The organism is Streptomyces sp. GESEQ-35 (assembly GCF_017948485.1).
In the GTDB taxonomy this organism is placed as follows: Bacteria; Actinomycetota; Actinomycetes; order Streptomycetales; family Streptomycetaceae; genus Streptomyces.
The window spans coordinates 225,202-243,440 of record NZ_JAFFSX010000004.1; the positions used below are offsets into that span (position 1 = coordinate 225,202).

Annotated in this window: 19 protein-coding genes; 12 read left to right on the plus strand and 7 right to left on the minus strand. The window is 70.0% G+C overall.

All coding sequences use genetic code 11. The annotated features are described in order from the left end of the window. The first annotated feature begins 84 nt into the window (after positions 1–84). Entirely contained in the window at positions 85–1,164 is a 1,080-nt protein-coding gene (gene dapE, locus KCH87_RS10385) for a succinyl-diaminopimelate desuccinylase (RefSeq protein ID WP_210585674.1), read from the plus strand. Between the two features lie 100 nt (positions 1,165–1,264). Beyond that, a complete protein-coding gene (locus tag KCH87_RS10390; protein ID WP_210585675.1) occupies positions 1,265–2,023 on the plus strand; it encodes a TIGR00730 family Rossman fold protein in 759 nt (252 codons plus the stop codon). 153 nt (positions 2,024–2,176) lie between these two features. Here KCH87_RS10390 and folP read toward each other — a convergent pair whose 3' ends face one another. After that, positions 2,177–3,037, minus strand: a complete 861-nt coding sequence (folP, locus tag KCH87_RS10395) for a dihydropteroate synthase (RefSeq protein ID WP_210585676.1) — start codon at positions 3,035–3,037, stop codon at positions 2,177–2,179. 184 nt (positions 3,038–3,221) lie between these two features. On the opposite strand from folP, the gene KCH87_RS10400 reads away from it, so the two are divergent. Next, entirely contained in the window at positions 3,222–3,569 is a 348-nt protein-coding gene (locus tag KCH87_RS10400) for a DivIVA domain-containing protein (RefSeq protein ID WP_210585677.1), read from the plus strand. Then, positions 3,566–4,153: a DNA-3-methyladenine glycosylase I gene (locus KCH87_RS10405; protein WP_210585678.1), complete on the plus strand. Its 588-nt coding sequence runs from the start codon at positions 3,566–3,568 to the stop codon at positions 4,151–4,153. Before KCH87_RS10400 ends, KCH87_RS10405 begins: the two co-directional genes overlap by 4 nt. Before the next feature lie 69 nt (positions 4,154–4,222). Here the strand turns inward: KCH87_RS10405 and KCH87_RS10410 are convergent, their stop codons facing one another. Continuing rightward, positions 4,223–5,026 (minus strand): enoyl-CoA hydratase/isomerase family protein, encoded by an 804-nt coding sequence (locus KCH87_RS10410; RefSeq protein ID WP_210585679.1) that lies wholly within the window; start codon positions 5,024–5,026, stop codon positions 4,223–4,225. Positions 5,027–5,411: 385 nt separating this feature from the next. Between KCH87_RS10410 and KCH87_RS10415 the strand changes: the two genes are divergently transcribed. Then, complete coding sequence (locus KCH87_RS10415) at positions 5,412–5,579, plus strand: DUF3117 domain-containing protein (protein ID WP_003966491.1); 168 nt, start codon at positions 5,412–5,414, stop codon at positions 5,577–5,579. A 123-nt stretch (positions 5,580–5,702) separates the two neighbouring features. Here the strand turns inward: KCH87_RS10415 and KCH87_RS10420 are convergent, their stop codons facing one another. Then, entirely contained in the window at positions 5,703–6,401 is a 699-nt protein-coding gene (locus KCH87_RS10420) for an O-methyltransferase (RefSeq protein ID WP_308298812.1), read from the minus strand. Positions 6,402–6,636: 235 nt separating this feature from the next. On the opposite strand from KCH87_RS10420, the gene sigE reads away from it, so the two are divergent. From sigE to KCH87_RS10445, 5 genes are all read left to right on the plus strand, one after another. After that, positions 6,637–7,338, plus strand: a complete 702-nt coding sequence (gene sigE / locus KCH87_RS10425) for an RNA polymerase sigma factor SigE (RefSeq protein WP_210585680.1) — start codon at positions 6,637–6,639, stop codon at positions 7,336–7,338. Continuing rightward, positions 7,335–8,324, plus strand: coding sequence for an anti-sigma factor (locus KCH87_RS10430; protein ID WP_210585681.1), 990 nt, complete (start codon positions 7,335–7,337; stop codon positions 8,322–8,324). Before sigE ends, KCH87_RS10430 begins: the two co-directional genes overlap by 4 nt. Before the next feature lie 134 nt (positions 8,325–8,458). Further along, entirely contained in the window at positions 8,459–10,270 is a 1,812-nt protein-coding gene (locus tag KCH87_RS10435; protein WP_210585682.1) for a trypsin-like peptidase domain-containing protein, read from the plus strand. A 245-nt stretch (positions 10,271–10,515) separates the two neighbouring features. After that, complete coding sequence (locus KCH87_RS10440; RefSeq protein WP_210585683.1) at positions 10,516–10,962, plus strand: sec-independent translocase; 447 nt, start codon at positions 10,516–10,518, stop codon at positions 10,960–10,962. Positions 10,963–11,237: 275 nt separating this feature from the next. Further along, positions 11,238–11,900 carry a hypothetical protein gene (locus KCH87_RS10445; protein ID WP_210585684.1) on the plus strand — a complete coding sequence of 221 codons (663 nt, stop codon included), beginning with the start codon at positions 11,238–11,240 and terminating at the stop codon, positions 11,898–11,900. 127 nt (positions 11,901–12,027) lie between these two features. On the opposite strand, the gene KCH87_RS10450 is transcribed toward KCH87_RS10445, so the two are convergent. Beyond that, the gene (locus KCH87_RS10450) at positions 12,028–13,161 is read right to left on the minus strand and encodes an Mrp/NBP35 family ATP-binding protein (protein WP_210585685.1); all 1,134 of its coding nucleotides are present in this window, start codon (positions 13,159–13,161) and stop codon (positions 12,028–12,030) included. 292 nt (positions 13,162–13,453) lie between these two features. On the opposite strand from KCH87_RS10450, the gene KCH87_RS10455 reads away from it, so the two are divergent. After that, positions 13,454–14,221 (plus strand): hypothetical protein, encoded by a 768-nt coding sequence (locus tag KCH87_RS10455; RefSeq protein ID WP_210585686.1) that lies wholly within the window; start codon positions 13,454–13,456, stop codon positions 14,219–14,221. 3 nt (positions 14,222–14,224) lie between these two features. Here the strand turns inward: KCH87_RS10455 and KCH87_RS10460 are convergent, their stop codons facing one another. Further along, on the minus strand, positions 14,225–14,737 hold the full coding sequence (locus tag KCH87_RS10460; protein WP_210585687.1) for a hypothetical protein: 513 nt from the start codon (positions 14,735–14,737) through the stop codon (positions 14,225–14,227). Between the two features lie 23 nt (positions 14,738–14,760). Beyond that, a complete protein-coding gene (locus KCH87_RS10465) occupies positions 14,761–15,876 on the minus strand; it encodes a magnesium and cobalt transport protein CorA (protein WP_210585688.1) in 1,116 nt (371 codons plus the stop codon). 467 nt (positions 15,877–16,343) lie between these two features. Between KCH87_RS10465 and KCH87_RS10470 the strand changes: the two genes are divergently transcribed. Then, positions 16,344–16,928, plus strand: a complete 585-nt coding sequence (locus tag KCH87_RS10470; RefSeq protein ID WP_210585689.1) for a suppressor of fused domain protein — start codon at positions 16,344–16,346, stop codon at positions 16,926–16,928. A 42-nt stretch (positions 16,929–16,970) separates the two neighbouring features. Here KCH87_RS10470 and KCH87_RS10475 read toward each other — a convergent pair whose 3' ends face one another. Further along, positions 16,971–18,194 (minus strand): MFS transporter, encoded by a 1,224-nt coding sequence (locus tag KCH87_RS10475; RefSeq protein WP_210585690.1) that lies wholly within the window; start codon positions 18,192–18,194, stop codon positions 16,971–16,973. Positions 18,195–18,239 lie beyond the last annotated feature (45 nt).

Below are 18,239 nucleotides of genomic sequence, written 5' to 3' on the forward strand. Positions count from 1 at the left end.
CCCCACAAGGTACTGGGTGTCGTTGTGTCCTCCGGGCCGGATGGGGACGGTGGGGTGCGGGCCTGGCGCGTTAGGGTCGACTGCATGGCCGATACCCCGCTTGACCTCACGCTGGACGCCGCGCGGCTGACTGCGCAGCTCGTCGATTTCCCGTCGGAGAGCGGCACCGAGAAGCCCCTCGCCGACGCGATCGAGACCGCGCTGCGCGCGCTGGAGCATCTGACGGTCGAGCGGTACGGCAACAACGTCGTCGCCCGTACGAACCTGGGCCGCGCCGAGCGCGTGATCCTCGCCGGCCACATCGACACGGTCCCCATCGCCGAGAACGTCCCCTCGCGGCTGGACGAGGACGGCGTCCTGTGGGGCTGCGGCACCTGCGACATGAAGTCGGGCGTCGCGGTCCAGCTGCGCATCGCGGCCACCGTCCCCGCCCCGAACCGCGACCTGACCTTCGTCTTCTACGACAACGAAGAGGTGGCGGCGGAGCTCAACGGCCTCAGGCACGTGGCCGAGGCGCAACCCGAGTGGCTCGAGGGCGACTTCGCGGTGCTGCTGGAACCGTCGGACGGCCAGGTCGAGGGCGGCTGCCAGGGCACCCTGCGCGTGCTGCTGAAGACGAGCGGCGAGCGGGCCCACTCCGCGCGCAGCTGGATGGGCTCGAACGCCATCCACGCGGCGGCCCCGATCCTGGCGAAGCTGGCGGCCTACGAGCCGCGCTACCCGGTGATCGACGGCCTGGAGTACCGCGAGGGCCTGAACGCGGTGGGCATCTCGGGCGGCGTGGCCGGGAACGTCATCCCGGACGAATGCGTTGTAACAGTGAACTTCCGCTATGCGCCGGACCGCACGGAGGACGAAGCGATCGCCCACGTCCACGAGGTGTTCGCGGACTGCGGGGTGACGGAGTTCGTGGTGGACGACCACAGCGGCGCGGCGCTCCCCGGCCTGTCCCACCCGGCCGCGGCGGCCTTCATCAAGGCGGTCGGCGGCACCCCGATGCCCAAGTACGGCTGGACGGACGTATCCCGCTTCAGCGCGCTCGGCGTCCCGGCGGTGAACTACGGCCCGGGCAACCCGCACCTGGCGCACAAGCGGGACGAGCGCGTGGAGACGGCGAAGATCCTGGCGGGGGAAGAGCGACTGAAGGCCTGGCTGACGGCGTGACGACGCGGCGGATGCGGGCGTCGGACATGCCGATGTCCCCCGTCCGTAACCCGCGTAGATCTACGCTGATGTGGAAAGACCGCAAGCGGAGGGAGCGCACATGGCTACCGGGAACCCCGAGGGCAAGAAGCAGCCACCGGAGGAGCAGCGCCTGGGACCGGTCCTCCGGAGGCGGGCGCAGGTCACGGCGAGCACGACGGACCAGCGTCTGCTGGACGCGGGCGGCCCCTCGGACTGGGTCCACACCGACCCCTGGCGCGTCCTGCGCATCCAGTCGGAGTTCATCGAAGGCTTCGGCACCCTCGCCGAACTCCCGCCCGCCATCAGCGTGTTCGGCTCCGCCCGTACGCCGGCGGGCTCGCCGGAGTACGACGCGGGCGTTCGCCTGGGCCGCGGCCTGGTGGAGGCGGGCTGGGCGGTGATCACCGGCGGTGGCCCCGGTGCCATGGAGGCGGCGAACAAGGGCGCGTGCGAGGCCAAGGGCATCTCCGTCGGCCTGGGCATCGAGCTCCCCTTCGAGCAGGGCCTCAACCCCTATGTCGACATCGGCCTCAACTTCCGCTACTTCTTCGTCCGGAAGATGATGTTCGTCAAGTACGCCCAGGGCTTCGTGGTCCTCCCCGGCGGCCTCGGCACCCTCGACGAACTCTTCGAGGCCCTCACCCTCGTCCAGACCCAGAAGGTCACCCGCTTCCCCATCGTCCTCTTCGGCAGCGCCTACTGGGGCGGCCTCATCGACTGGCTGAAGAACACCCTGATCGCCCAGGGCAAGGCATCCGAGAAGGACCTGATGCTGTTCCACGTGACGGACGACGTGGACGAGGCGGTGGCGTTGGTGTCGAAGGAGGCGGGGCGGTAGACGCGGGTCATCCCGGCCCCTCCGGCGGTACGGGTACTTTCAGCCCCTCCGGCGTTTGATTCTTTTCAGCCCCTCCGGCGTTTGAGGAGCGGGGTCGAAGGGGCGGAGCCCCTTCAGGACGGGACGGGTAGGGGCGGCGGGGGCGAGAAAGGTTTATGCCAGCCCCCGCCGAGCCACGGCCGGCACCCGATGCCCCGCGATGGACGCGACCATGTCCACCACCTGACGGGTCTCGGCCACCTCATGCACCCGATACACCTGCGCCCCCAACCACGCCGACACCGCCGTCGTCGCCAACGTCCCCACCACCCGCTCCTTCAACGGCCGATCCAGCGTCTCGCCGACAAAGTCCTTGTTGGACAAGGACACCAACACCGGCCACCCGGTCGCGACCATCTCCCCGAGCCGCCGCGTCGCCTCAAGACTGTGCCGCGTGTTCTTCCCGAAGTCATGCCCGGGATCGATCATCACCGAGTCCCGAGGCACCCCGAGCGACACCGCCCGCTCGGCCAGCCCCAGCGTCACCCGCAGGATGTCGGCCACGACATCGTCGTACGTCACCCGATGCGGCCGAGTCCGCGGCTCCGCCCCACCGGCATGCGTGCACACCAACCCCACCCTGTACCGCGCCGCGACCTCCGCAAGCCGCGGATCGACCCCGCCCCACGCGTCGTTCAGCACATCCGCCCCGGCCTCGCACACGGCCTCACCGACGTCGTGCCGCCACGTGTCCACGCTGATGATCACGTCCGGGAAGCGCCGCCGCACCTCCGCCACGAATCCGACCGTCCGCCGCGCCTCCTCCGTGGCGGACACCTCGTCCCCGGGCCCGGCCTTGACCCCGCCGATGTCGATGATGGCAGCCCCCTCGGACACCGCCTGCTCCACGCGCGCGAGGGCGGCCTCGTCGTGAAAGGCGGACCCCTGGTCGTAGAAGGAGTCCGGGGTCCGGTTCACGATCGCCATGATCACCGGCTCGTGCGGTTCGAATTCCCGCCTGCCCAGCCTGAGCATCCCCTGTGACCTCTCCTAGTACGTCCTTGGTGCATCACGGCCTTGGGCCGCCTGCGACCCTAACTGTCAGACTCGCATGGCACGATCGGACCCTGAACAACCGATACCTCGGCGTCGGAACATCCGATTCCGATGCGCCCGACACACCCGACCCATCCGACCGATCTCGTGGGGACCCTCAGCGATGGTTATGTTCTTGTTCCTGGTCGTCGCGCTCGCCGTCGTCGTCGCCGCGGTGACCCTCGCCGTGCTGGGCGGCGGTGAGAACGGCCCGCTGCCGGAGGCCGCCCCCGAGCGCCTCCAGGACCCGCTGCCGCTGGACCGCCCGGTCAGCCGCGGCGATGTCGAGGGCCTCCGCTTCCCGCTCGCCGCCCGCGGCTACCGCATGGCCGACGTGGACGACGCCCTCAGCCGCCTCGGCGCTGAGCTCGCCGAGCGCGACGCCCGCATCGCCGACCTGGAGTCCGCACTGGCCGGCGCGCAGGCGGCCCGTCACTCCATGGACAAGCGCGCAGAGGGGGACCAGCAGTGAGCGAGGGGACTGCGGTGGCCGGTCCGGACGGCGCCCTGCGCTGCCCCTGGGCCCTGTCCACCCCGGACTACGTGACGTACCACGACGAGGAGTGGGGCCGCCCGGTCCACGGCGACGAAGCCCTCTTCGAGCGCCTCAGCCTGGAGGCCTTCCAGTCGGGCCTGTCCTGGATCACCATCCTGCGCCGCCGCCCCGGCTTCCGCGCCGCCTTCGCGGGATTCGAGATCGCCAAGGTGGCAACCTTCACGGACACCGACAAAGACCGCCTCCTCGCCGACCCCGACATCATCCGCAATCGCGCCAAGATCGACGCGACCATGGCCAACGCGCGCGTGCTTGCCGACTGGAATCCGGGTGAGCTGGACGACCTGATCTGGTCCTTCGCCCCCGACCCGGCGACCCGCCCGGCCCCCAAGACCCTGGCCGACGTCCCGGCGGTCACTCCAGAGTCAACGGCGTTGTCCAAGACCCTCAAGAAGCGGGGCCTAAGCTTCGTAGGCCCGACAACGGCATACGCCCTGATGCAGGCGTGCGGCTTGGTGGACGACCACTTGGAATCATGCGTGGCGAGGAGCGCCCCGTAAGGGGCGCGGGGAACTGCGCGACCAGCCCCCCACGAACCCGCAGCCCCCGACGGCGCGACCGCCCCGAGCTCACCGGCCCAAATACTTGGGCTTCTCCTTGTTCACAAACGCCTGCACAGCGATCGCATGATCCTCGGAGGACCCGGCCCGCGCCTGCAACTCGTCCTCCTTCTCCAGCGTCTCGCCAAGGGAGTGCGACATCCCGTAGGCAACGGCTTCCTTGATGGCCCCATATGCCACCGTCGGCCCCTCGGCCAACGCCCGAGCCACCAGCTCCGCCTCGCCTCGCAGCGACGCGCCCGGCACAACCCGGTTCGCGATGCCGAGCTCGTACGCTTCCTGGGCGCTGATGCTGCGCGGGAAAAGCAGTAGGTCGGCGGCCCGCCCAGGGCCGACGACACGCGGCAGCGTCCACGAGATCCCGGAGTCGGCGGTCAGCGCGACCCCCGCGAAGGACGTGTTGAAGGCAGCCGTGTCGGCCACGACTCGATAATCCGCGGCCAGCGCGAAACCGAATCCGGCCCCGGCCGCGACGCCGTTCACGCCGGCCACCACCGGCTTCGGCATCGCCGTCAGCGCCCGCACAATCGGGTTGTAGTGCTCCCGTACCGTGCTCATGGTCTGTCCCGAGCCCGCCGCCCGGTCCGCCGCCAGCAGCCCGATGTGCTCCTTGAGGTCCTGCCCCACGCAGAACGCCCGGTCACCGGCGGAGGTCAGCAGCACCGCCCGTACGGCGTCGTCGTCGGCCGCCGCCTGAACCGCGTCCCGCAGGGCGACCTTGGTCGCGATGTTCAGCGCGTTCATCGCCTCGGGGCGGTTCAGCGTGATCGTCGCGAGCCCGTCGCTCACCTCGTAGAGCACGGTGTCGGCCATGGCGAATCCCCTCCGGTGATGCGGCTCCGACGTACTCGTCGGTACGTCCTTGTCTGAGGACAGCATGGCGTAGATCACCGGTGACGGACCGGAACGGACGTGTGACCTGCGTCAAAGAATTCGCGACCTGTTTTGTGCGGCGAAGGCGTGAGCGGCGGCGCAGTATCGCAGTCACATCGCCGAATTGAGTGGTTTTGCTCGCGCGCGTTGCCCAAGCGATGCCGACTGATGTTGGTCATCGGGTCCTGAGATGCGGGATAATGGCCTGGAAGCAATGTGTTCGATGCCGGTGTCGTGTGTCCTGCGCCTTTTCAGGCAGGGGCCGCGCATGCCCTCCAGGGCCGTCGGCTTTGACGATGAGCTGGTTTCAGGAAGGGGAACGAGCATGGCGGCCATGAAGCCGCGGACGGGCGATGGCCCGCTCGAGGTGACCAAGGAGGGGCGGGGCATCGTCATGCGCGTTCCGCTCGAAGGCGGCGGTCGGCTCGTCGTCGAGCTGACCCCTGACGAGGCCGACGCGCTGGGCGACGCCCTCAAGAAGGTCGTCGGCTGAGGCGCAGCGACCATACCCTTTCAGCCGCCCCGGCATCGTGTGAGATGCCGGGGCGGCTGATTGCATGGCCGGGGCGGCTGTACGACTTACCTGGCCAGGGGGCTGTACGACGCCCTACGACCGTCAGCGCTTGACCGCGCAGAGCAGCCCGTCGCCCACCGGCAGCAGCGACGGCACCAGGTCCTGACTCTCGCGCACGGCGCGCAGCAGCTCGCGCAGCCGCAGCACCTCGGTGGGCTGCGGACCGGAGTCCACGGTCCTGCCGTTGGCGAAGACGCCCTCGAAGACGATCAGGCCGCCGGGGCGCAGCAGGCGCAACGATTCAGCGAGGTAGTCCAGGAACTCCAGCCGGTCGCCGTCGCAGAAGACCAGGTCGTAGCCGGCGTCGGCGAGACGGGGCAGCACGTCCAGGGCGGAGCCGGGGATGAAGCGGGCCCGGTTGCTGGCGAAGCCGGAGGCGCGGAAGGCCTGGCGGGCGAACTGCTGGTGCTCCGGCTCGGGGTCGACGGTGGTCAGCACGCCGTCCGGCCGCATACCGTGCAGCAGATGGATCCCGGAGACGCCGGTGCCGGTACCGATCTCCGCGATCGCCTTGGCGTCCACGGTGGCGGCGAGCAACCGCAGCGCGGCGCCCGTGCCGGGCGACACCGAGCGCAGCCCTGCCTCGCGGGCCCGGTCACGGGCCCAGCGCAGGGCTTCGTCCTCGGCGACATAGGCGTCGGCGAACGCCCAGCTCGTCTGCCGGTTGCCGGTAATGACCCTCTCCTGTCCCCGTGTGTGCCTGGGCGTGACTGTATCCGTTGCGGCCGGGAACCCGCAGATGGGACCGGGCGTTTAAGGGGTGGGAGAGAAGAGCGGGGGGACACAGATGGATCACGATGAGGTGCGGGACCGCGAGCAAGTGCTGACGCAGCCGTATGAGCCGTATCAGCCCAGATCAATTTCTCGTAAAACCGCTTATCCGGAGCTAACGGGCGAGGTGGCTATGGTAGGGGCTCCACTGGACACCACCAGAGCCGACAGGGGAGGTGCGGCTGCGCCTGGGGATCGGGGCGGAGTGCTGCGGCGCTTCCTCGGATCGGCAGGCAAGCCGAAATCCGTGAACAACACCGCTGCTGACCATAACCACGCCGGCGACTACGCCCAGACCGCGACCTTCTCCAGCGACGCGGACGGGCAGGCGTGGACTCCGCCCACCTGGGAGGAGATCGTCAGCACCCACAGCGGCCGGGTCTACCGCCTGGCCTACCGCCTCACCGGCAACCAGCACGACGCCGAGGACCTCACCCAGGAGGTCTTCGTCCGCGTCTTCCGCTCTCTGTCGACCTATACACCGGGCACTTTCGAGGGCTGGCTGCACCGCATCACCACGAACCTGTTCCTGGACATGGTCCGCCGCAAGCAGCGCATCCGTTTCGACGCGCTCGGCGACGACGCGGCAGAGCGTCTGCCCAGCCGCGAGCCGAACCCGCAGCAGATCTTCAACGACGCGCACTTCGACGCGGACGTCCAGCAGGCCCTCGACACCCTCGCGCCCGAGTTCCGCGCCGCGGTCGTCCTGTGCGACATCGAAGGACTGTCGTACGAGGAGATCGCCGCGACCCTCGGGGTCAAGCTGGGCACTGTCCGGTCCCGTATTCACCGCGGCCGCTCGCAGCTGCGCAAGGCTCTGGCGCACCGGTCGCCCGAGGCCCGGGCCGAGCGCCGCTCCTTCGCGGCCCGTGTCCCCGTACTGGGGGGAGGGGGCGCGTCCGCGTGAGTGGATCACGGCCCAAACCCGCAGAGGGGCACCTCGCAGAACAGCACCTGGGAGACCGACTCGCCGCGCTGGTCGACGGCGAGCTCGGTCATGAGGCGCGTGAGCGCGTACTCGCGCATCTGGCCACCTGCACGAAGTGCAAGGCAGAGGCCGACGCGCAGCGCCGCCTGAAGAACGTCTTCGCGGAAGCGGCCCCGCCGCCCCCTTCCGAGAGCTTCCTGGCCCGTCTTCAAGGGCTGCCCGGCGGAGGTGACGGCGACAGCGGCTCACCGCTGGACGGGTTCGGTGACGCACTCTCCGGACGGCCTGCGGCCGCCGGGGTCTTCGGGATGAAGCGGAGCGAGCGCTTCGAGTTCGGTTACGTCCCCGCCCGCGCGCACGACCCCTTGCTCCCGTCGGCGGGCCGAGGCTTCCCCATACATGACGTCAGCCGTCATGAGGCGGAGCGGTCGGCCTCGCGCGGGATGCGGTTCGCGTTCGTCGCCGCCGGGGCGGTGTCGCTGGCCGCGATCGCGCTCGGCGGCGTCACCACCGGCACCGGTGAGACCACGAATGCCGCGCGCGACGGCTCCGGCGGCAGCAATGTGACCCCGATGCGGACGCAGGGCACGGGAGCCGCGACGGCACCCGAGGGCCAGCGCCGCCGAGGTGTCGGCCCACTGCTCGCCCAGGGCAGTCAGCAGACGCCGCTCGGCGACACCCCGGTCACCCCGACCGAGGTGTCGGCCCCGCTGCTGCCCGGCGTTCCGGCCCCCGCGGCCGGACAGGTCCAGCAGGCCGCGGCGCATCCGCTGACCACGCCGGTGGTCGCCGGTGCGGCCGCCATGTCCCCGCTGATACGTCCGCTCAGCTCCACCCCGACGCTCACCCTCACCTCGTGGTCCACCGTCCCGGAGATCACGGCTCCCGGCCTGTTCGCCGCGCCCGTCCCCGACACGACCTCGTCCCCCACAGCCTCTTCCGGCACGTCCGGCACGGGTCGCTGACCCGACCTCTGCGCCACGGTGCATGAACCTGGTTGAATCCAGGGTGGGCCGTGCCCAGGCAGGCTGCCGGGCGCGGAGTAGACGATCTGCGGCCACCGCCGACGAGCCGTGCCGCGGCCAGCTGTGGGGAGAGCATGAACGAGGGGAAGCCCACGAAGGCGAAATGGTGGAGCCGACCTCGCCCGCAGATCCCTGCGGGCCAGGCACAGGGTTCTTCCCCGGCGCCGGCCGAGGTGGCACCGCAGGATCCGGTGGCCGACGCAGTGCCCGACGGCGACTTCGAGCGGGCCCGGCCGACGGCGGTGCGGGGCGGTGACGGCGTTTCAGCCGAGGGTGACTTCGAGCTGGACCGGCCTCGGGTTGTCGAGGGCCGTGACGGGGCTTTGTCCGAGGGTGACTTTGAACTGGACCGGCCTCGGGTTGTCGAGGGCGGCGATGCGGCTTCGGCCGGGGGTGACTTCGAGCTGGAGCCACCTGCTGGGATGCCGGTTCCACAGGCCGGGGAGGGATCCGTGCCCGCCGCCGAGCGTCCCCAGCCCGTGCAGGATCCCGGCCCGGACAGCACCCCGCCGTACGGCTCCTCCGGGCCCTGGGCCCCCGCCCCGCCGGTCCAGCACCCGGCGACCACACCGGCCCAGGGCACGGCGATCCCGACGCCGACGCACGACACGCCGGCCCCGGTGGGCGCGTCCGGCAACGACATGCCCCAGCCGGCGCCGCCCGGCGCCTCCTTCCCGCCCCCGGCCAACCCTTGGCAGAACTACGACCCCTGGGCCCCGGTCACCGGCCCCCTCCAGCAGAACGGAGCGGCCGTACCCACCACCACCCAGCGGCGCAAGCGTGTACGCAAGGCTCTTGTCGGCGGAGCCGTGCTGCTGGCGCTGGTGTCGGGGGGCGTCGGGGGCGCCGTAGGGGCGTATCTCGAGCGGAACGGCGGCGTCGGGAGCGTGGAGTTGCCGCAGGCCGACGTGGAGTCAGCCGGGCGGGCCCCGGACAGCGTGGCGGGCATCGCCGCGCGGGCGCTGCCCAGTGTGGTGACCCTCCATGTGAGTGGCAGCGCCGCACAGGGCACCGGCACCGGCTTCGTGCTCGACGACCGCGGCCACATCCTCACCAACAACCACGTCGTGGAACCCGCCGGATCCGACGGCGAGATCTCGGTGACCTTCCACAGCGGCGACACCGCCAAGGCCACGGTCGTCGGCCGGGACAGCGGCTACGACCTCGCCGTGGTCAAGGTCAGCGGCGTCACAGGGCTCAACCCGATGACGCTCGGCAACTCCGACAACGTCCAGGTCGGCGACCCCGTCGTCGCCATCGGCGCCCCCTTCGACCTGGCCGGCACCGTCACCTCCGGCATCATCAGCGCCAAGGAGCGGCCCATCACGGCGGGCGGCGAGAGCGGCGACGGAAGTGATGTCTCGTACGTCGATGCCCTACAGACCGACGCGCCCATCAACCCCGGCAACTCCGGCGGGCCCCTGCTCGACGCCAAGGCCCGTGTCATCGGCATCAACTCCGCCATCCGCTCGGCCGGCGACGGCTCGGAGCTGGACGGCGGCCAGGCCGGTTCGATAGGGCTCGGCTTCGCCATCCCCGTCAACCAGGCCAAGCGCGTCGCCGAAGAGCTGATCAACACCGGCAAGGCGACCCACCCCGTCATCGGCGTCACCCTCGACATGGACTACTCCGGCGACGGCGCCAGGGTCGGCACGGAGGGCAGCGGCGGCGGCCCCGCGGTCAACGCGGGCGGCCCCGGCGACCAGGCCGGCATCAAGGCGGGAGACGTCATCACCGAGGTCGACGGCCAGCGCGTCCACTCCGGCGAGGAGCTGATCGTCAAGACACGCGCCCACCGCCCCGGCGACCGTCTGGAGCTGACGCTGGAACGCGGCGGCAAGGAGAGGCGGATCTCGCTGGTGCTCGGCTCCTCCGACGCCGAATGAAACACCCCGAAAACCGAGAACCGTAGAGACTCACAGAAACGTCACAGTCCGGACCCGTCCAGCCGCCTCATCTGGGCGTCCACAAGGCAAACAACTCCGAAAACCCCACTCCTGCCCGCACTCGGAGGCCTCGGGACAGTACCGGTCGTACAGCAACGCCGGGTACCGTGGACCCGGCCCGGACCACGGAAGACCCGCACAGACCACCGAGGGCCGAGGACCGAGGACATCGCAAGGAGCTTCAGGTGTTCAATGACATAGGACCGCTCGAGCTGATCACGCTCGTTGTCCTCGCCGTGCTCGTCTTCGGTCCGGACAAGCTTCCGAAGGTCATCCAGGACGTCATGCGGACCGTCCGCAAGATCCGTGAGTTCTCGGACAGCGCCAAGGAAGACATCCGCAGCGAACTCGGCCCGGAGTTCAAGGACTTCGAGTTCGAGGATCTCAACCCCAAGACGTTCATCCGCAAGCAGATGGACAACGACGAACTGGGGCTCAAGGAGATCCGTAACGGCTTCGACCTGAAGAAGGAGATGGCCGAGGTCACGGACGCGGTCCACAGCCGTGACACCGACGCGTCGAGTTCGTCGTCCGCCGCCGCTTCCGGTTCGTCGGGCGCCCGCGTCGACATGACCAAGAAGCCCGAGGGCCCGGGCGACGAGCGCCCGCCCTTCGACTACGACGCCACCTGAGCCGTACGGCCGAGACGCCCCTCGGCGTCGTACGTGACGCGTTTCATACTCCGCTCGTACTCTGCCCCCGCACCCTGCGCCCTGCGGCCTGAACACGACGTCCGAGCGGCCCACGCGCCGGGCGATTTCCCGGCTGCCCCGAGTGGTGTGGATATGCTGCCGAGTTGTTGTGCGGACCGGACGAGTACGCCCGAAGGGGGGCGGGTCGTCCGGTCCGACGAGAACCAGGGGGGCGGGCCGTCCCGGTCCGACACGAGCGAGGAGGCGTCCGGCACATGGAGACGACGAGTCGAGTCGCGCAGCCAGCGGCCGCGGAGGGCGGACAACAGGTCCCCTTCGCCCGGCGCACGGTCGACGGCTACCTGCTGGCGCCCTTCCCGTGGTACGGCCTCGACGAGGCCTTCACGGGACCGCGCTGGCTGATGCAGGTGGGGACGGCGGCCGACGGGGCCGTGGAGCACGGGTCGATCGGACACGGTGACGAACCCTCCGTCCGCAGCGAGAACGCTGCCGCTGTTGATGCGCGGGAGAAGTTCGCCGTCGTGGTGACCGTTGCCGCGAATCCGTCCCGGCGGAGCGCCGATGGTACGGGGCTGCTGGAGGCCACGTCGGTGTCGTCGGCGGCGTGGCTGGCGGGGGTGGGGCTGCTGTCCTTCACCTGGCCGGGGCAGATGGACCACTCGCTGCGGGACGACTGGTTGGAGCAGCAGACGGAGACGGCGTGGGCGTTGGCGGACGATCTCGCCGGGCCCGCGTGGTCGACGTTGTCCCTGCCTGTGGACGGGGTGCCCACGTCCTTCCACTACCGGGAGTCCGAGTTCGGGTGGGTGCTTGCCGGGTCCACGCCGGTAGGGGTGCATGTGGGGGCGTACGGGCGGGGGATGAGCGCGTATGGGTTGGGCTTCGCCGTGATCAAGGATGTTGCGGCTTACGCATGACAAAGGGCGCCGCGGATTTTGCGGCGCCCTTTCTCCGTAGGGCCTCAGGTTGTGTGGCGGGTGCGGGCTCGTTGTGGCTGGTCGCGCAGTTCCCCGCGCCCCTTAACGGCGTCTCCCAGCCGTCTCCTTAGAACTTGTTCCTCGGCGTGATTCCCAGCGACATGCCCGACAGGCCCCGCTGGCGTCCCCCCAGCTTCCCCGCGATCGCCCGCAGTGCGGATCCCGCCGGGGAGTCCGGGTCCGTGAGGACCACCGGCTTGCCCTCGTCGCCGCCTTCGCGGAGGCGGACGTCGATGGGGATGTTGCCGAGGACGGGGACGTTCGTGCCGGTCGTGCGGGTGAGGCCGTCGGCGACGGACTGGCCGCCGCCCGTGCCGAAGACGTCGACCATCTCGCCGCAGTGGGGGCAGGGAAGGCCGGACATGTTCTCGACGACGCCCACGATCTTCTGGTGGGTCTGGACGGCGATGGAGCCCGCGCGCTCGGCGACCTCGGCCGCCGCCTGCTGCGGGGTCGTGACGACGAGGATCTCGGCGTTCGGGACGAGCTGGGCCACGGAGATGGCGATGTCGCCCGTGCCCGGCGGGAGGTCCAGGAGCAGGACGTCCAGGTCGCCCCAGTACACGTCCGCCAGGAACTGCTGGAGCGCGCGGTGGAGCATCGGGCCGCGCCAGACCACAGGGGCGTTGCCGGGCGTGAACATGCCGATGGAGATGACCTTCACGCCGTGCGCGGACGGCGGCATGATCATGTTCTCGACCTGGGTGGGACGCCCGTCGGCACCCAGCATGCGCGGCACCGAGTGGCCGTAGATGTCGGCGTCGACCACGCCCACCTTGAGGCCGTCCGCCGCCATCGCCGCCGCCAGATTGACGGTCACGGACGACTTGCCGACGCCGCCCTTGCCGGAGGCGACCGCGTACACACGGGTGAGGGAGCCCGGCTTGGCGAAGGGGACCTCGCGCTCGGCCGTGCCGCCGCGCAGCGCGGAGGCCAGCTCCTTGCGCTGTTCGTCGCTCATGACGTCGAGCTCGACGTCGACGCGGGTGACGCCGTCGACCGCCGAGACCGCATCCGTCACGCGCTTCGTGATCGTGTCGCGCATCGGACAGCCGGAGACCGTCAGGTACACGGCGACCGCGACCGCTCCGTCCGCGCCGATCTGTACCGACTTGACCATCCCGAGTTCGGTGATGGGGCGGTTGATCTCGGGGTCGTTCACCGTCGCCAGTGCTTCACGCACCGCGTCTTCCGTAGCCATAAGGACGATGGTACGGCGCTTCACAGGTGCCCCGGTAAGCCCCGTCACCGGTCGGCTACGTCACGTCCGTGCGACCGTTCTGCCGGGAATACGCCGGGCCCGTCCCGCCGGCACTGAAGCTCCTTTGTTCCGATGTTCCGAATTGCTCGCTGAGACGGCCTTCGGGCCGGCCCGTCCTGATCGGATACGCCCTGGTGAGCGGTACGGACCCACTGGCTCCGCCCGGCCCGCAGGACCCCGGTACTCTGCCGTACGCCGCTGAAGGACCCTCGTCAGAAAGGCAGCTCCACCTGTGACTGCGATTCCCCGGGGCCGTGCCCGCAGAGCCACGCTGGTGAGCGCGATGTGCGCCCTGGTCGTGACGGGAACGGCGGCACTGTCGGGGTGCAGCGAGGACCCCGACGCGGGCACGAACGGGGTCGGCAAGCTGTCGGCCGACAAGATTCAGAGCAGGACCCGTACGGCCGCCGGGTCCGCCACCGCGCTCCACCTCTCCGGAACGGTGGTCACCAGCGGACGCACCTATGAACTCGACATGCGGCTGAAGTCCGACGGCGGCACCGGGTCGGTCACCGCCGGGGGGACGACCTTCCGGCTGCTGCGCGTCGGCGAGCAGCTGTTCCTCAAGGCGGACGCGGAGTTCTGGAACCCGGAGAACGCCAAGGGCGGCGACTCCGACGACACCGATGCCGACACGGCCGCCGCCGACAAGCTCGACGGCAAGTTCGTGAAGGTGCCCCAGGGCGACCCCTCGTACAAGAAGTTCAGCGGGTTCACCGACAAGGACGTCCTCCTCGACGGTCTGCTGGCCCTGCACGGCACCCTGGAGACGGACGGGCACCACGAGCAGTCCGGCACCCGCACCATCCGCATCGCCGGCGACAAGGGCTCCGGAGGCACCCTCGACGTCTCCCTGGAGGGGCAGCCGTATCCGCTCCGCCTGGTGCGGGCGGGGAGCGCGGGCACCCTGCTCTTCACGGACTGGGGCAAGGACTTCAAGATCGAGGAACCGAAGCAGGACGAGACGGTGGACTACGGCAAGCAGCTGCCGACGTCCTAGCGGTTACTTGCGCCGACGCTTCTTCATCAGTAGCTTCGGCAGCCCGGCAGGCATCGGCTCCCGGGTGGTCGCCGGGGTCGGCAGCGGCGCCGCCGCCAGGTTGCCGTCGGGCAAAGCGGCCGTCGTCCCCGTCGGCTCCAGCCGCAGCACCCGGCATTCGCGGGACCAGCGGAGCGTCATCGCCTCCCCGTCGGGGGCGTTCAGCCGCTTGCCCTTGAGCTCGGCGACCGTCGCGTCCCACTGCTCGGACCCCGGCGTGAGCTCGACGACCTTCGCCGTCCAGGAGACCAGCCGACCGCCCTTGTCCTTGCTGCGCACGGTCACCTCGGCGGCGGCCCCGTCGGCCAGCTCCGGCAGCGGCTGCTCGCCCGGCCCGTCGCCGATCAGACAGGCGGCACCCTCGTGCCACACGTGCCACAGCGCCCGGGCCGGTCCGCCGGGCCCCTTGACCCAGATGAGGCCGGACTTCTTGGTGGCCTCCTCGACGAGGGCCTGGTCGAGCAGCTCACTTGTCATGGGCCCAGACTAGTCAGGCGTGCTCACAGCCAGCCGTTGCGCTTCAGGGTGCGGTGGATGCCGAGGCAGATGCCGACAGTGATGGTCAGGACCATCGGGTAGCCGAACTTCCAGCGCAGCTCCGGCATGTAGTCGAAGTTCATGCCGTACACGCCGCACACCATCGTCGGTACGGCGATGATGGCCGCCCAGGACGTGATCTTCCGCATGTCCTCGTTCTGCGCGACGGAGGCCTGCGCGAGGTTGGCCTGGAGGATCGAGTTGAGCAGTTCGTCGAAGCCGACGACCTGTTCCTGCACCCGGGCCAGGTGGTCGGCGACGTCACGGAAGTACTTCTGGATGTCGGGGTCGATCAGCCGCATCGGCCGCTCGCTGAGCAGCAGCATGGGACGGAGCAGGGGCGCCACGGCGCGCTTGAACTCCAGCACCTCACGCTTGAGTTGGTAGATCCGGCCGGCGTCCGTGCCGCGCGGGGTGCCCTTGCGCCCCAGCGAGAACACCTCGGTCTCGACCTCGTCGATGTCGTCCTGCACCGCGTCGGCGACCGCGACGTACCCGTCGACGACATGGTCGGCGATCGCGTGCAGCACCGCCGAGGGACCCTTGGCGAGCAGCTCGGGGTCGTCCTGAAGCCGGTGCCTGAGCGCCCGCAGCGAGCCCTGTCCGCCGTGCCGGACGGTGATGAAGAAGTCCCGTCCGGTGAAGCACATGACTTCGCCGGTCTCGACGATCTCGCTGCTGGCGGTGAGTTCGTCGTGCTCGATGTAGTGGATGGTCTTGAAGACCGTGAACAGGGAGTCGTCGTAGCGCTCCAGCTTGGGCCGCTGGTGGGCCTGGACGGCGTCCTCGACGGCCAGCGGGTGCAGCCCGAACTCACCTGCGATACCGGAGAACTCGGCCTCGGTGGGCTCGTGCAGCCCGATCCAGACGAAGCCCCCGTCGCGCCGCACCTGGCGCATCGCCTCGTGCGGCGTCAGCGGCGCCGGGGTCGCGATGCGGGCGCCGTCGCGGTAGATGGCGCAGTCGACCACGGCCGAGGGCGTCGACGGGTCGCGCGTCGTGTCGTACCCGGCGGTGTCCTTGCGGAGCGACGGACGGGACGGACGGACGGCGGCACGCAGGTCGCGGATCATCGACATGGCAGGCTCCTTCGCGGGCAGGCAGCGAAAGCCTCCGGGGAGGGGCGGAACCACCCGGAATGAGGACGTCCTGACTGCGGATGTTTGGCACGTCCACAAAGCGGGGAGCACCGCACCATCGCGGTGGTGAGCTTCGCTGCTGATTCAGCTACTGCTGCGGGACAGACAGATCAGGCAATACGAAACGAAGGCTCTTCCGCGGTGAAAAGCGTGCGAGAGGTGGCGGCCGGCTAGAGAAGCAGAGCGGCTACGTCAGCGGCGGGAAGAGCGGGTGCTACTGCACGGTCGACTTCGATCCATTGCAGCCCCACCTCCTCCGGCCGGTCCCCCGTAGGGGAGTTTCGTCGGTGTCGGGACTTGACTGCGACGCTGCTGCGTGCTGCCCCGAACCACCGGGCAAGAGTAACAGCCGACTGAAGTGTCAAGGCGCTGCTTTGCCCGGTACTGACGAGTTCTATGCTCACCGCATGGTTGATGTTCTTGCTCTGGTAGAGGCCCGGTTGCGCACCGCACTGGGCGAACCGGACGCCCGCGCCGCGGTCACCTTCCTCGGTACCGACCGCATCGAGGTGCTCCGTTTCCAGCAGGGCGACATCGTCCGCTACGCCACGCTCGGCATGTCCGCGCACCCCATGGCGGACCCCACCGCGGTTCTCGCCGACCCGGTCGAGGGCCCCCGCGCCGAGCTGGTGCTCTCCGTACGATCCGGGCTCGCCGACACCGACAAGGCGCTCCGCCCGCTCGCTGTACTCGCCGCGTCTCCGCAGGTGGAGGGGTTGGTCGTGGCCACCGGCGCATCCCTGGACGTCGGCGATCCCCTCTGGCCCGGCGCCCCCTTCACCTCGGTCCTGGTCGCCGAGCCGGGTGGCCTGGTCGAGGACCTGGACCTGGACGAGCCCCTCGACCCCGTACGGTTCCTGCCGCTGCTCCCCATGACCCCGAACGAGGCGGCCTGGAAGCGCGTGCACGGCGCCCAGGCCCTTCAGGAGCGCTGGCTGACGAACGGAACGGACCTGCGGGATCCGTCCCGCAGGTCCGTTCCGCTGGACTGACCGGCCGAGTGACCGAACTCACCAACCGGTGGCCGGAACCGGTCAGTTGGCGAACACCGTGACGCTGTCCTCCGTGGCGTGCCTCGGCTCCGGCTCCTCGGCCTCGTGTGCGAGGGCCTTCCGTCGTACGACGACCACCGCGGCGCCCAGGACGGCCGTGACCGCCGCCACCACGAACGGGATGTGGATGTTGCTCCACTCCTCGATCTTCGGCGCGAAGAACGGTGCGGCCGCGGCCGCGAACCAGCGCACGAAGTTGTAGCCCGCGCTGGCGACGGGGCGCGGGGCGTCCGAGACGCCCAGCGCCAGCTCTGTGTACACGGTGTTGTTCACGCCGATGAAGGCGCCGGACAGGATCGTGCAGACGACGGCCGTCGTGTGGCTCCCGTAGCCGAGGACCAGTACGTCGACGGCGAGCAGCACCAGGGAGCCGCCGAGCACCTTCAGCGAACCGAACCGCTCCTGGAGCCGCGGCGCCACGAGCACCGAGAAGACGGCGAGCAGCACGCCCCAGGCGAAGAACACGGCACCCGACTTGTACGGGGTCATGTCCAGCACGAAGGGCGTGAAGGCCAGGACCGTGAAGAACGTGTAGTTGTAGAAGAAGGACGAGACCGCCGCGGAGGCCAGTCCGCCGTGGGAGAGCGCCTTGATCGGGTCGAGCAGTGAGGTCTTCTGCGCCGGCCTCGGCTGCTCCTTGAGGAACGCCGTGATGCAGAGGAAGCCCACCGCCATCAGGGCTGCGGTGCCGAAGAACGGGTAGCGCCAGTCGGCGTCCCCGAGCAGCGCTCCCAGCAGGGGCCCGCACGCCATGCCGAGGCCCAGGGCGGACTCGTACAGCAGGATCGCCGCCGCGCTGCCTCCGGCCGCCGCGCCGACGATGACCGCGAGGGCGGTGGAGACGAAGAGCGCGTTGCCGAGGCCCCAGCCGGCCCGGAACCCGACGAGTTCGGCGACCGAGTTCGAGGTGCCCGCGAGGGCCGCGAAGACCACGACGAACGCGAGGCCGAGCAGCAGGGTCTTACGGCCGCCGATACGGCTGGAGACGAAGCCGGTGATCAGCATCGCCACGGCGGTGATCAGGAAGTACGAGGTGAAGAGCAGAGAGACCTGGCTGGCCGTGGCGTCCAGGCCCTGAGCGATCGACGGCAGGATCGGGTCGACGAGCCCGATGCCCATGAATGCGACGACGGACGCGCCGGCGGTCGCCCAGACTGCCCTCGGCTGCCGCAGGATGCCGCCGGCTCCCGCGTCGAATGGGTCCATGGTTCCCTCACTCCCCACAGAAGATGGTTGGTATATGCACATAGT

Bases quoted from the DNA above. Each gene is read 5' to 3' on its own strand.
- dapE (WP_210585674.1), top strand. From the start codon at position 85: ATGGCCGATACCCCGCTTGACCTCACGCTGGACGCCGCGCGGCTGACT.
- KCH87_RS10390 (WP_210585675.1), top strand. From the start codon at position 1,265: ATGGCTACCGGGAACCCCGAGGGCAAGAAGCAGCCACCGGAGGAGCAG.
- folP (WP_210585676.1), bottom strand. From the start codon at position 3,037: ATGCTCAGGCTGGGCAGGCGGGAATTCGAACCGCACGAGCCGGTGATC.
- KCH87_RS10400 (WP_210585677.1), top strand. From the start codon at position 3,222: ATGGTTATGTTCTTGTTCCTGGTCGTCGCGCTCGCCGTCGTCGTCGCC.
- KCH87_RS10410 (WP_210585679.1), bottom strand. From the start codon at position 5,026: ATGGCCGACACCGTGCTCTACGAGGTGAGCGACGGGCTCGCGACGATC.
- KCH87_RS10415 (WP_003966491.1), top strand. From the start codon at position 5,412: ATGGCGGCCATGAAGCCGCGGACGGGCGATGGCCCGCTCGAGGTGACC.
- KCH87_RS10435 (WP_210585682.1), top strand. From the start codon at position 8,459: ATGAACGAGGGGAAGCCCACGAAGGCGAAATGGTGGAGCCGACCTCGC.
- KCH87_RS10445 (WP_210585684.1), top strand. From the start codon at position 11,238: ATGGAGACGACGAGTCGAGTCGCGCAGCCAGCGGCCGCGGAGGGCGGA.
- KCH87_RS10450 (WP_210585685.1), bottom strand. From the start codon at position 13,161: ATGGCTACGGAAGACGCGGTGCGTGAAGCACTGGCGACGGTGAACGAC.
- KCH87_RS10460 (WP_210585687.1), bottom strand. From the start codon at position 14,737: ATGACAAGTGAGCTGCTCGACCAGGCCCTCGTCGAGGAGGCCACCAAG.
- KCH87_RS10465 (WP_210585688.1), bottom strand. From the start codon at position 15,876: ATGTCGATGATCCGCGACCTGCGTGCCGCCGTCCGTCCGTCCCGTCCG.
- KCH87_RS10470 (WP_210585689.1), top strand. From the start codon at position 16,344: ATGGTTGATGTTCTTGCTCTGGTAGAGGCCCGGTTGCGCACCGCACTG.
- KCH87_RS10475 (WP_210585690.1), bottom strand. From the start codon at position 18,194: ATGGACCCATTCGACGCGGGAGCCGGCGGCATCCTGCGGCAGCCGAGG.